The following is a 13,109-nucleotide window of genomic DNA, read 5'->3' as shown; positions in this document are numbered from 1 at the left end:
TACTTAACAACTCAGCACTTTATGCTTCGTTCGTTTCCGTCTATCTCGTCGGTATGGGGTGCATTCTATACCATTTCTTTCTCAACGCAACCCCCAAAATGCATTATTCATGCCAAGCGACTTTTTTTTATACCAAATTACTCTTTTAGTTCGCTTTTCGCCTATTTATTCAACAAAATTACTCTAAATAATCTGATTCTTTTATAATAATCTCAATATAAAAGCCTCAAATAATCCAAATTCAACTAATCTTTCAACATCAAGCTCTTTTTTACTCTAGTAAAATAGTTGCATTTTAAAATACCTATATAAGGCTTTTGATTTTCTTATACCAATATCGTCATACCTTAAAAATATAAAAAATAGGAAACACTACAATTTTCTCAAATATTTAAAATCCCAATATTCCTACTATCACTTCAGTGCCTATTTATAAATAGAAGCTAGTTTTTAAAAGTGATCTAGTAGAAGTAGAAGTTTAGTCGTCTAAATCACTTTTATATCTATATATAGATGCATTAACTTATTTTTAAATCTTTTTTATAGCTCTATCCCATATTAGATATATTTTTTTATTTCCTACTGATGTAAACGATAGAGTAACTATGTAGTTTTTATAAATTATAAAATAGTTATATTTAAGCTACACATCTTATTGAAAGTCTCTTCTTTTTTATCACGACTATTTATGTATAAAAATTGCAGATCAAGGATCTGCCTTTTTTGTTTATGATAATATCCATGAAGAATATAATAATTTTTAAATATCAATATATTAAACCAAAAACACAAGTGAAAATCTTATAGTCAGAACTTTTATTCATAGCATAACGATTGTCGCTTTATAGTATTGTTGAATAAATATCTTCACAAAGCTAAACCCTATTTTCTCATTAATGATAAATCATTTTCATACTCAAGTTTTTTATCAGATAACTTACTCCACGTGGAACAATCGCTATTTTGCTATAGTTTTTGCGATCAAAAATATCGATCCAAATAGAATCTAAGAAAAGGAAAGTTGATTGATATTATACGTTAGAATCATATAGCAAAGAAAAAGGGAAACGATCTCTCCCAAAATCATTCCCCTATTAAAGTCAAATCTAGTGATTTGACCGATTATTTCGCAGTTATTATTATTTTGTACTTGTGCCCTCTGAAATGTGATTTAAACCACAATTTTCGTTACTTAATATAATCAGATTATTTAGCAAATGCAATCAAAATAGAAAAAATTAATCACTGTTTTTATAGATGTTTTTTTTATGACAATATATTTAATAGAGATAAAGAAATATACAAAAAGGCCACCTTTTGGCAGCCTTTATTTTTCAATTACTTAACAACAAATTACCTTAATCAGTAAAGGTTACTTTCGCAATTGCTTTCTTACTTGCCTGAATAATCAAAGTACCATTTTCTTTGACCATAAAGCCTGCATCAACTACATTCCAATCAACCTTAACTGCACCACGACCAACAGCATCTTTAGATTGAGCTGAATTTTTGGTTAAGCCTGCGGCACGAAGAATTGAAATAATCGAAACTTCACCACCAAACTCACCACGTGAAATGGTTACTTCAGGCGTTCCTTCAGGAAGTTCACCTTCAGTAATTAAGTTACCTGCTCCTTTGTGGGCATGTTCAGCAGCTTCAGTACCGTGGAAACGTTCAACCAATTCCAGTGCAAGAATTTTCTTCACATCTTGAGGATTACGACCTTCTTCAACCTCTTTCAATAGAACCGCAATTTCATCTAATGATTTGAAGCTGAGTAAATCAAAATAGCGTTCAATTAAGCTATCTGGCATAGAAAGGACTTTTTGATACATCGCACCCGGTGCATCAAATACGCCAATATAGTTGCCTAAAGATTTAGACATCTTATTTACACCATCCAAACCTTCAAGGATGGGTACAGTAATACACACTTGCGCTTCTTGATCATAACGACCTTGAAGTGTACGTCCCATCAATAAGTTAAAGGTTTGATCTGTACCACCCAACTCAACATCGGCTTCAAGTGCAACCGAGTCATAACCTTGTACCAATGGATACAAAAACTCATGAATTGCAATCGGCTGATGGTTGTTATAACGCTTGGTGAAATCATCACGTTCAAGCATACGCGCCACAGTTTGCTGTGAAGCCAACTGAATCAAATCAGCCGCAGATTTTTCTGCAAACCATTCTGAGTTAAAACGTACTTTCGTTTTAGCAGGATCAAGAATTTTAAAAACTTGTTCTTGATAGGTTTTAGCATTCTCTAATACTTGTTCACGTGACAATGGTGGACGGGTTGCGCTCTTTCCTGTTGGATCACCAATCATGGCAGTGTAATCACCAATCAAGAATGTCACGTCATGACCTAAGTCTTGGAACGTTTTTAATTTATTGATTAAAACGGTATGACCTAAGTGCAAATCTGGCGCTGTAGGATCAAAGCCCGCCTTAATTTTTAAAGGACGATTTTCTTTGAGTTTCTTTAAAAGATCCTCTTCAGAAATAATTTCGTGTGTACCTCGTTGAATGAGGGCAAGTTGTTCTTCGGCTGGCAGGAAATTTGACATCACAAAACCCAAATACATATGTTGTTCAATTTGTGCGATATACTAACACTTTTTCAGCACAATGCAGGCGAAGTATATTTCATGACAACAATCTATATTGGCGTAATGACGGGCACGAGCATGGACGGCGTCGATTTTGTTGCTGCTTCATTTAATCCACTCCACATTCATGCAACATTAACCGTACCTTTCGATCCTCATTTACGTGATGAATTGATGGAACTCACGTTACCTGATGACAATGAAATTGACCGCATGGGTAAAGCTGATATGGCTTTGGCTACTATGATTGGACACGGCGTAAACCAATTGATTGCTGAAAATAATCTAGATAAAACTCAAATTAAAGCCATTGGTTCACATGGGCAAACCATTCGTCATCGTCCTGAACATGGTTTTACCTTACAAATTGGTGATCCCAACATCATTACTGAAATCACGCAAATTCCAGTAATTTCCGATTTTAGACGTCGTGATATGGCAGCAGGTGGCCAAGGAGCACCCTTGGTTCCTGCATTTCACCAAGCACTCTTTCAACATGAAAGTATTCATCGGGTGATTTTAAACTTAGGCGGTATTGCCAATGTCAGCATGTTGCCCGCAGGTCAACCCAATGCTGTTTATGGTTTTGATACAGGACCTGCCAATATTTTGATGGATGCATGGTGTCACCGCTATACGGGCCAACCTTATGATGAAAATGGTAATTGGGCAGCGTATGGACAACCAATTCGTAGCCTACTTGATCGTTTACAGTCACATGAATATTTCTCCAAAGAACCCCCAAAAAGTACAGGACGTGAAGACTTTAATCTTGAATGGTTAGATGAAAAAATCACAGATTGGCGCAATGATCTTGAATATGATGAACTCGAAGATACACCTGAAAATGTACAAGCAACTTTACTAAAACTGACTACTCGTGCAATTAAAAAAGCCATTTATCGTTCAAATATGGATACTGGTGAAGTCTATGTCTGTGGTGGCGGTGCATATAATTCACATTTGCTTGAACAACTCCGTTGGCGTTTACGCAAACATAATTGGTCTGTGCAAACAACGTCTGCACTCGGACTTGCACCAACTTGGGTTGAAGCGACTGCTTTTGCATGGTTAGCAATGCGCTCAGATCAACATCTCAGTGGTAATCTTCCTAATGTGACAGGTGCTAAAGGTGATCGTATTTTAGGTACTATTACTTTTGTTTAAAATAGTTGAGTTATAGGTCGATCATTGTTCTACAATTTTCGACCTATAAAGCCTATTGCCTGTCCTGTACTGCTGTGAACAAAAAATATAAAACTGCCACTATCAATAAAAATAATTTTGAGAATATTCCACAATGAACGTGAAACAACAACGCATCGAACAATACCAAAGAGATGGACTCACTTTTGATGTGATAGATCGTGGTCCTTTAGATGGAAAGCCGTTTGTATTACTGCATGGATTTCCCGAAACCAATCAAAGTTGGCAACACACTGCTGAAATTCTCAATCAGCAAGGCTACCGTACTTTTGCAGTCAACCAACGTGGATATAGTCTTGGTGCACAACCCTCGAAACGTCGTGACTATCGTAGCTCAGCGTTGGTTGAAGATATTAATACTTTACTTGATATTATTCAGGAACCTGCTTATTTGATGGGACATGACTGGGGTGCAGTTGTTGCGTGGGAAATAGCACAAACTTATCCTGAAAAAATTAAGCATCTCATTACTATTTCAGTACCACATAAAGCAGCATTTATGCGTTCAATGCTCAGTAGTAATCAGCTTTTCAAATCATATTATATTGGACTATTCCAACTACCTAAAATCCCAGAACTACTCTTTGAAAAATTGCCAAGAATTGGTCTAGGTTTATTAAAAAATTCAGGAATGAATGAGCAACAATTGAAAGATTTTCAAAAAGAAATGGTACAAGACAAACGCCTAAGTACAGCGTTGAATTGGTATCGTGCCCTGCCATTTAGTTCAAATAAAAATTTAACGAAACCTGTGACTGTACCGACTTTATTTATTTGGGGCAAACATGACACAGCAATTGGTGAAAAAAGTGTAAAACTCAATAAAGATTATGTGGAAGCACCGTACCAAGAAGTGATTATGGATGCTACACATTGGATTCCTGTACAAAATGCCCAAGAACTTACACAACATGTATTAGGGAGCATTCAATAACATACCTATTTTTATGCTTAACCATTTCACACTTAATTAAAATCCATAAAAAAGCCCTCATTATTTGAGGGCTTTGATATTTCATTCGTCAGTCAGTACATCAGCATATATTTTAGATTGAGAATGATGATCCACAACCACATGTAGTCGTTGCATTTGGATTATCTACAATAAAACGTGAACCTTCTAAACCTTCAAGATAATCTACTTTTGAACCGACTAAATACTGATAACTCAATGAGTCTACGAGCATTTTCACATCGCCATTCGAAAATTCGGCATCATCTTCATTTTGGCTTTCTGCAAAATTAAAGCCATAAGAAAAACCTGAACAACCGCCACCTGTCACATAAACTCGTAACATCAAATCTTGATTCCCCTCGCTATCACGTAGCTGGCGAACTTTATTTGCAGCATTATCAGTCATCTCAAGCACTTGTGCATTCATGATCGGTATTCCTCAAACAATCTGGATGGTTCTAAAAAGACAAAACCATATATTCAATATAATAACATACTCAATATATGGTCAGTCTACGAACTTTAAAGTTTATTCAGAGTAAAAGACTCTGAATAAATTTGAGCTTACTTGTAGTTTTCGTCCTGAAGTGCGCATTCAAAGTTTTTCGGATTTTGTTTACAGCGGAACTGCCACAAAAACTTCATCATTTGTTTGTTATACACACCTTGCTTGGTCAAGCTAATACGTGATTCACGCATCAACTTTTGATAACCTGGTTGATCACCTGCAGGAACTTGCATCCAATATTTAGCAGGAATATCAGCCTTCATTTTTCCAATAATACCGTTAGCACGTGGTAATTGTGATTTTACCCAATCACGCGATTTTTGACCAAAACCTGCTGGGAATTTATCTGGGCGAATAATCAAATTACCCGTAATTTGCAAAATTGGATAATTGACAATCGCACCTTTGGTACCTAAACCTTTATGTAATTCTAACGGTTTAAATACAGCAGCAGGTGCACCAATAATGTCGACCTGACCATTGTTAAACTTTGCACCAAAGTTAGTTACATCAGCACTTACCGCCTGTGCACCGATTTGCTGAACCATAATTTTTTGTGCTTGATCATAATCAAGTACTGCTATTTTCTTACCTGCCGCTTTTGCAACGGTATTAATACTACGGTCATTAACCATAAGATAAGCATCGCCGACAGGAATAACACCGACTACTTCATATTGACCACTAGTCATGTATTTTGCAAATGCAGGAGTTGAAAGACCTTGCATCACTTTTACCGCAAGGTTTACATCAGGAATAGCACCAATTGCATCTAAAGAACCTGTAAAGTTATTAAACTGACGACCACGCATACCCGTCACACTAATACCGTCACATTTACCCGCTTTAAAATCTTCTGCAATCACTGCTTCATTTTGATTTACACGTAACTCAATATCAGCCCCCCAACTTTTGGCAGCAAGCTGATAATCTTTCATTAAAGTATAAACATCACCACTTTTACCTACTAGGTCAAATACACACATCACTTGCTTTGCTTGAGTTGCTGAAGCAGTTGCCATAAGCCCTGCTGACAGTAATAAAGCTTTGGATAATTTCATTATTTTTTTCCTTTCCTTGATCATCTCTTTTAATTATTCATGATCTGCCCTAATCATCCAAATGAGCGTAGGCATAGACAATAAATACAACTTTATATCTGATCACATAATACAAAGTCTCTACTTTTCATCACAAGAATACTGGATTTAAGAGCAACCACAATGGCAAGAATGACATGAAAATACAATTTAAAAAGTCTAGATCGAAATCTAGACTTTTTATTAAAAATCAATAATCTTAATTATTATTCACCGCCAAGTGAACACTCAAAATTCGCTTTATCGACAGAACAACGTGCTTTTTTCAATACAGACATCATACCTGCATCATAGATGCCTTGTTTCGTCAGTTCCAAACGACCGTCACGCATCAACTTTTGGTATTTCAATTTATCTTCAGGCGTTAGGTTCATTTTGTATTTTGCAGGAATAGTCGCTTCCAAGCGATTGATCATAGCAAAGCTTTTTGGCAAATTTTTTACAAAATAATCACGCGATTTTTGACCAAAACCTGCTGGAAATTTCTCAGGACGAATGACAAAATCTGCTGTTACTTGTAATACCGGAAAGTTAAACATTGCACCGTTTGTACCTAGACCTTTTTGAATTTCAAGAGGTTTGTAGGCATAAGCTGGCGCACCAACCATATCGACTTGACCATTGTTAAATTTTGCAACAAAATTAGTAATATCCGAAGGAACTGCTTGTGCACCAACACGCTGTACAAGTATTTTTTGAGCATTATCATAGCTTAAAACAGCAAATTTCTTACCTGCTGCTTTTTCAATCGAATTGATACTTTTATCACGTACAAATATAAATGCAGAACCTAGTGGGGCAATACCTGCAACTTCATATTTTTTTCCACCAAGCGTTGTCGTCATTTTTGCAGCATTACGTGGATCTAATGCAAAAGTAATTGCTTTTTGTGCAATCGCATTACTTGGAACACCACCAATAGAATCAATTGAACCTGCAAATTTATTGTATTGACGTGCGCGCATTGCAGTCATAAATACGCCATCACATTTACCTGCTTTGAAATCATTGTCCGCTACTGCTTCATCTTGCTTAGGTAGTAAAACAACATCAGCACCCCAAGATTTAGCAGAAAGCGCCCATTCCTGAGCCATTTGATACGATTCGCCAGACTTACCTAACAAGTCAAATACGCATACATTGACAGCAGCTTGTGCAGATGATGCAAAACCGACCACTGTTGTTGCAGCAATTGCTAAGGCAATTTTTTTCATAATTACATCCTTTTCGATTTATTGTTCAGGAATACAGAACGCTCCATATGCGCAATATTAATCAGCTTTATATAAAAAAAATAGAGCATTTGCTCCATTTTTTTTAGACATTTTATTTATTAATATTTTTCATATACTTATGTTTTGACTGTACATTCAGTTTTACAATTTTTCTATATTCTTTGCAAGAACTCACAGTTTCATCGCATAGTCTTTACATAGGAATTTATAAAATTATTCATTTTTAATGATGAAATAAGCAATTACGCCAATACAGTACTCAACTTTATAAAAATTAACCTGAAAAACAAAATATTCTAAAAGTATATAAAATAAGCCAATTTTTATTGTCGTAATAACTCTATTTTATTGAATGTCCCGATATTTTCAAATTTTTTACTCATTCCTATTATTCACCACTTAACGAATACTCAAAGTTGGTTCGTTCAATAGTACAACGTGCACGTTTTAAAACAGACATCATCGTTGCATCATACACACCATTTTTAGTGAGTTCTATACGTCCATCACGAAGTAATTTTTGATAGCGAAGTTTATCTCCAGCTGAAATATCGAGTTTATATTTAGTAGGAATTTCAGCTTCCATAACGCAAACTGATTGCTTCGCTTGAGCAATCTGCGGTAAAAATACACCACTCAAACCGAGTATCATTAATTTATTTAAAATTTTCAACTATTTACCTTTTTATTATACATTTTCGTTAAAGCTCTCACGAAGAATGAATCCATCAATTAAAATCACACCTAATATTTTTATGTTTACATTAATTCTAAAATTATTTTAGTCTTACAAACTCATCAAATTACAAGATAGAGGTTGAAATATTTTTTAATGTAATTTTTTTCAATTTATAAATATAATGTGACTTATTTTGCAAAAAAGGTGTCTTACATTTTTTCCGATAAAGCGCACATTTAAATTTGAGATTTTTTTATTTTATTGATGATTATCAGTTAATTAAACTTATTTAAAGATGTAAATTTTAAATCATCTGATTTTTCATAATATAAAGATATTTTAATATATAAAATAATTAAAATTAAACAACAGTATGTTTAACTTCATACTTCAAAAAAAGAGCCTTTTAAAATTAAATTTCAAAAGGCTTTGAATTAGTTCAGAAATGATCAAAAATTAGGTATGAATTAAGCGATTATTCTCCACCCAATGAGCATTCAAAATTGGTGCGATCGACTGAGCAACGTGCACGTTTTAACACCGACATCATACTTGCATCATAAATGCCTTGTTTGGTCAGTTCAATCCGACCATCTCTGAGTAATTTTTGGTATTTTTCTCGCTCTTCTTTACTCAAATCTATCCGATACTTAGCAGGAATACCATCTTCAAGGCGCTTTACCATAGCAAATTGACGAGGTAATTGTTTAATAAACCAAGTTCTAGATCGTTCACCAAAACCCATAGGAAATTTGGCTGTATTAAAAATTAAATCAGCAGTGACATTAAGCACAGGAAAATCAACCATTGCACCTGTTTGACCTAAACCCTTCTCAATTTCTAAAGGTTTATAAGCATAAGCAGGTGCCCCAACCATATCTGCCTGACCTTTATTAAACTTTGCGACAAAATCAGAAACATCAGAAGGTACAGGTATTGCTCCCACACGTTTTACCATAGCAATTTGGGCTTTATCGTATTCAAGAACAGCGAATCGCTTCCCCACACCTTTTTCAATCGTATTGATTCTTTTATCTTTTACAAAAATATAGGCAGGACCAATTTGCCCAATACCACCGACTTCATAATCCACACCATCAATATTGGTTTTTAAACGCTTTATATTACGTTTATCAAGGACATAAATAATCGCTTTTTGTGCAATTGCATTACTTGGTACTCCACCTAATGCATCGACTGAGCCAGCAAATTTATTATAAGATCGTGCACGCATAGTGGTCATATAAACAGCATCACACTTACCTGCTTTAAAATCTTCGTCTGCGCGCTCTTCATTCTGATAAGCGATTAATTGAATATCTGCGTTCCATCCTTTAGCTGCTAAACGCCATTCTTCCATCATTTTATAAGATTCACCGGCCTTGCCCAGTAAATCAAATACACATACATCTTGTTTTGCCTGAGCAGTGCTTGTCATTCCCATTGATATTAAGACAGCCAATGCAAGTACGCCATTTTTCATTGTATTTCCTTATACTTTTGATTGTATTTTATACAAATTAACAATAAATCACTTTTTCCCACAAAAATAGAGCCTTTGCTCTATTTTCCGATAAGTAACGATAACTCAATCTTTTATAATTTTTTTTGTTTTACTCAAGATATCCTTTAAAATAGCCAACCTTGTGTTCAAAAGAATGACGTTTCATGATTCAGCTCGACCAACTTTCGATTCGCCGTGGCGGACGAATTTTATTTCAAAAAGCGTCTATGCAACTCCATCCAGGCTGGAAGATTGGTTTGACAGGTGTCAATGGTGCAGGTAAATCAACGCTTTTCTCTGCACTTTTAGGTGGTATGGAATCTGATGGTGGCTCTTTAACTCGTCCAGCAGTTTGGACCGTTGCACACATGGCGCAAGAAATTAAAGCCTTAGACATGAAAGCCATTGATTTTGTACTTTCAGGCGATGAAGAATTTTGGGAAATTCAAAACAAACTCGATCATCCTGAAAACTTAGATGACAATGAACTTGCACATTTATATGGACGTTTTGATGAAATTGATGGTTATACAGCACCCTCAAAAGCATCACAACTCATGGCAGGACTAGGTTTCTTTGAACATCAATCACAACTTGATGTTTCGAGTTTTTCTGGTGGTTGGCGCATGCGTTTGAACCTCGCACGCACCCTCATGAGCCGTTCAGACTTATTATTACTTGATGAACCGACTAACCATTTAGATTTAGATGCTATTTTATGGTTAGAAGATTGGCTGAAAGCCTACGAAGGTACATTGGTACTCATTTCACATGACCGTGATTTCTTAGATGCCATTACTGATCATATTTTACATATTGAAAATCAAGAATTAATTCTCTATACAGGGAACTACTCTACCTTTGAACGTACTCGTAGTGAACGCCTAGCGCAACAACAACAAGCGTATGAAAAGCAGCTTGAAACTCGTGCGCATTTACAAAAATATATCGATCGTTTTAAAGCACAAGCAACCAAAGCTAAACAAGCACAAAGCCGTATTAAACAGCTTGAACGCATGCAAGAACTTTCTGCTGCACATGTGGATACACCATTTACCTTTAGTTTCCGCGAACCAACAAAAATGAGCTCACCATTACTTGAGCTTGAACATGCAGATATTGGTTATGGTGAAAAACTGATTGTCACCAATGTGAATTTACAAATTACACCGACTAGTCGTATTGGTTTACTCGGGATGAATGGTGCAGGTAAATCGACATTAATCAAATCTTTAGTTGGTGATTTACAGCTCATGCAAGGTCTTCGTAAAGACTCTGAACTGCTGAATATTGGTTATTTTGCACAGCATCAAATGGATGCTTTGGATGGTAATGCGAGTCCAATGTTGCAATTGGCACGTATTGCCGATAAAAAAATCAGTGAAGCAAGCTTACGTTCATTCTTAGGGAGCTTTGGTTTTAGTGGCGAACGTATGGATACACCAAGTGAAAGCTTCTCAGGCGGTGAACGTGCACGTTTGGCTTTGGCTCTCATTGTATGGCAACGCCCAAATGTTTTGATTCTCGATGAACCGACCAACCATTTAGACTTAGATATGCGCCATGCTTTGACTATGGCACTCACCGACTTTGAAGGTGCTGTGGTTTTGGTTTCGCATGAACGTCAATTGGTGGCGAGTGTTTGTGATGAGCTTATTTTAGTTCATGGCGGTGAAAGCCGTGAATTTGATGGCGATTTGGTTGCTTATGCAGATTGGTTACGCCAAGCTCGTATCGACATGATGAAAAATGGTCAAAAACCTGCTGAACCTGTTAAATCTCAAGTCATTGAGAAAACAGCATCTTCAAATAAAGGCGATAAAGAGGCACAACGTAAAGAAGCTGCTCGTCAAAGAGAGCTGAGTCGTCCGATTCGTAAAAATATCGAAAAAATTGAAGCTGAAGTTAGTAAAATCCAGCCTCGTTTAGCAGAAATTGAAACCTTACTTGGTGATTCAGCACTGTATGAAGCCCATCGTAAAAATGATTTACTAAAATTAATGGATGAACAAAGTGTCCTCAAGGGTAAATTAGAAAAATCTGAAGAAAAAATGTTAGAACTGATGATGGAATTGGAAGAGCTCGAAAGCTCTTTTGAATAATTTTTCATTTTGTGCTTAAAAGCCGCTATTTAGCGGCTTTTTTTATTATCGAAAAATGTAAAAAAATAAATATCACTCTTATTTACAAAATGAATATTTTATTTAATGACTCTGCTGACCTGAATCCCCTTTAATATAAAACAATATTAAGATCAAGTATTTGATTTTATTTCAAAAAAAATACATAACTTTTATTTATATGTTTCCGTGGAACATTTTTAACATTCTTTATTTTAACTTAACTAATGCATTTAAAACAATATAACTAAATACCTTCATCTCCTTAACTCTCAAGGAAATCATGTTATCCACAATGCATAAAAATATAATTTAAATTTAATTCCGATGCCATTTATATATCAATAAATAATACCTGTGGATAAGTGTTGATTTTTTGTTTTATATTTTTAAATTTCTCTCTGATACAAAACTATTTATGAATATGAATGGCATAAAACTGCTACTTTTTTATTATTAGAATAATTTTCTACACTTATTTTTTATTATTTTAGCTTTATGTTTGATTAAAATACATACAATTCTGACGAATAACACTGACTATTATCGCTTTTTAAAGAGATTTTTTAGCTACTTAGGAAGTAAATTTGAGTATTCTTAATTCCTTTCCATAAAAAACTCTTACTACAAAAATACGCTCATTAGACATATCAAATAAACGATACTAAGCAATAATCAAATTTTTAAGCAAAAAAAAAACACTGTCCATACAATGTTTTTCTCACTCACACACCATTTAAATCACTTATATATTTTGAACTTTTCTCACCTTACAAAAGCGAAGCTCTATAATTTTCCAATCCGAATCATAGATCCATAATTCTTGAATTTGACGTAATTCATTTTCAAGCTCCAAAGTCACTTTACAATGAGTTTGCTCACGATCAAACTCAAATTCCTCACTCGAAATTTCAGGTTTTTGTGGCTTCCACACACCATTTTTAACCGCATGTGCAATTTTTTCATAGCGAGTTACACTACTTTCAGTAATCCCTTCTTTTTCATAAATTACCTTAAATGATGGTGCTTCAAACTGCGCTAAAACTTCATAATTTCCCGTAAAAAAAGCATTAATCCAACCATCTCGGGTTTGTTCTAATTGTCTATCCATTATACTTAGCCTCTTATTTTATAATAATCTAGAGATTGATGATTCAATATGCCACAAAAATAAGTCATTTTCATAA

General features: G+C 35.0%; 9 protein-coding genes and 1 pseudogene. 3 read left to right on the top strand and 7 right to left on the bottom strand.

Going from position 1 to position 13,109, the window contains the following annotated elements:
- Positions 1-1,358: 1,358 nt before the first annotated feature.
- The gene (gene tyrS / locus ACK1JC_RS13895) at positions 1,359-2,591 is read right to left on the bottom strand and encodes a tyrosine--tRNA ligase (protein ID WP_409512464.1); all 1,233 of its coding nucleotides are present in this window, start codon (positions 2,589-2,591) and stop codon (positions 1,359-1,361) included.
- A 63-nt stretch (positions 2,592-2,654) separates the two neighbouring features.
- On the opposite strand from tyrS, the gene ACK1JC_RS13890 reads away from it, so the two are divergent.
- Positions 2,655-3,782 carry an anhydro-N-acetylmuramic acid kinase gene (locus tag ACK1JC_RS13890; RefSeq protein WP_409512463.1) on the top strand — a complete coding sequence of 376 codons (1,128 nt, stop codon included), beginning with the start codon at positions 2,655-2,657 and terminating at the stop codon, positions 3,780-3,782.
- Between the two features lie 133 nt (positions 3,783-3,915).
- The gene (locus ACK1JC_RS13885) at positions 3,916-4,755 is read left to right on the top strand and encodes an alpha/beta fold hydrolase (RefSeq protein WP_409512462.1); all 840 of its coding nucleotides are present in this window, start codon (positions 3,916-3,918) and stop codon (positions 4,753-4,755) included.
- Between the two features lie 112 nt (positions 4,756-4,867).
- Here ACK1JC_RS13885 and erpA read toward each other — a convergent pair whose 3' ends face one another.
- The 5 genes and pseudogenes from erpA to ACK1JC_RS13860 all read right to left on the bottom strand — a co-directional run bounded on the left by erpA (position 4,868) and on the right by ACK1JC_RS13860 (position 9,781).
- Positions 4,868-5,203: an iron-sulfur cluster insertion protein ErpA gene (gene erpA / locus ACK1JC_RS13880; protein ID WP_409512461.1), complete on the bottom strand. Its 336-nt coding sequence runs from the start codon at positions 5,201-5,203 to the stop codon at positions 4,868-4,870.
- Between the two features lie 137 nt (positions 5,204-5,340).
- Positions 5,341-6,345: a putative solute-binding protein gene (locus tag ACK1JC_RS13875; RefSeq protein ID WP_409512460.1), complete on the bottom strand. Its 1,005-nt coding sequence runs from the start codon at positions 6,343-6,345 to the stop codon at positions 5,341-5,343.
- Positions 6,346-6,590: 245 nt separating this feature from the next.
- The gene (locus ACK1JC_RS13870; RefSeq protein ID WP_409512459.1) at positions 6,591-7,598 is read right to left on the bottom strand and encodes a putative solute-binding protein; all 1,008 of its coding nucleotides are present in this window, start codon (positions 7,596-7,598) and stop codon (positions 6,591-6,593) included.
- Between the two features lie 409 nt (positions 7,599-8,007).
- Positions 8,008-8,247: pseudogene (locus ACK1JC_RS13865) on the bottom strand (putative solute-binding protein); the annotation flags it as partial.
- Positions 8,248-8,773: 526 nt separating this feature from the next.
- On the bottom strand, positions 8,774-9,781 hold the full coding sequence (locus tag ACK1JC_RS13860; RefSeq protein ID WP_409512458.1) for a putative solute-binding protein: 1,008 nt from the start codon (positions 9,779-9,781) through the stop codon (positions 8,774-8,776).
- 185 nt (positions 9,782-9,966) lie between these two features.
- On the opposite strand from ACK1JC_RS13860, the gene ACK1JC_RS13855 reads away from it, so the two are divergent.
- Positions 9,967-11,904, top strand: a complete 1,938-nt coding sequence (locus tag ACK1JC_RS13855) for an ATP-binding cassette domain-containing protein (protein WP_409512457.1) — start codon at positions 9,967-9,969, stop codon at positions 11,902-11,904.
- A gap of 763 nt (positions 11,905-12,667) precedes the next feature.
- Here ACK1JC_RS13855 and ACK1JC_RS13850 read toward each other — a convergent pair.
- On the bottom strand, positions 12,668-13,033 hold the full coding sequence (locus ACK1JC_RS13850; RefSeq protein ID WP_409512456.1) for a hypothetical protein: 366 nt from the start codon (positions 13,031-13,033) through the stop codon (positions 12,668-12,670).
- Positions 13,034-13,109 lie beyond the last annotated feature (76 nt).

This window comes from Acinetobacter sp. TY2, assembly GCF_046269225.1.
Lineage (GTDB): Bacteria > Pseudomonadota > Gammaproteobacteria > Pseudomonadales > Moraxellaceae > Acinetobacter.
This window is presented reverse-complemented; position numbering and strand designations above follow the sequence as displayed.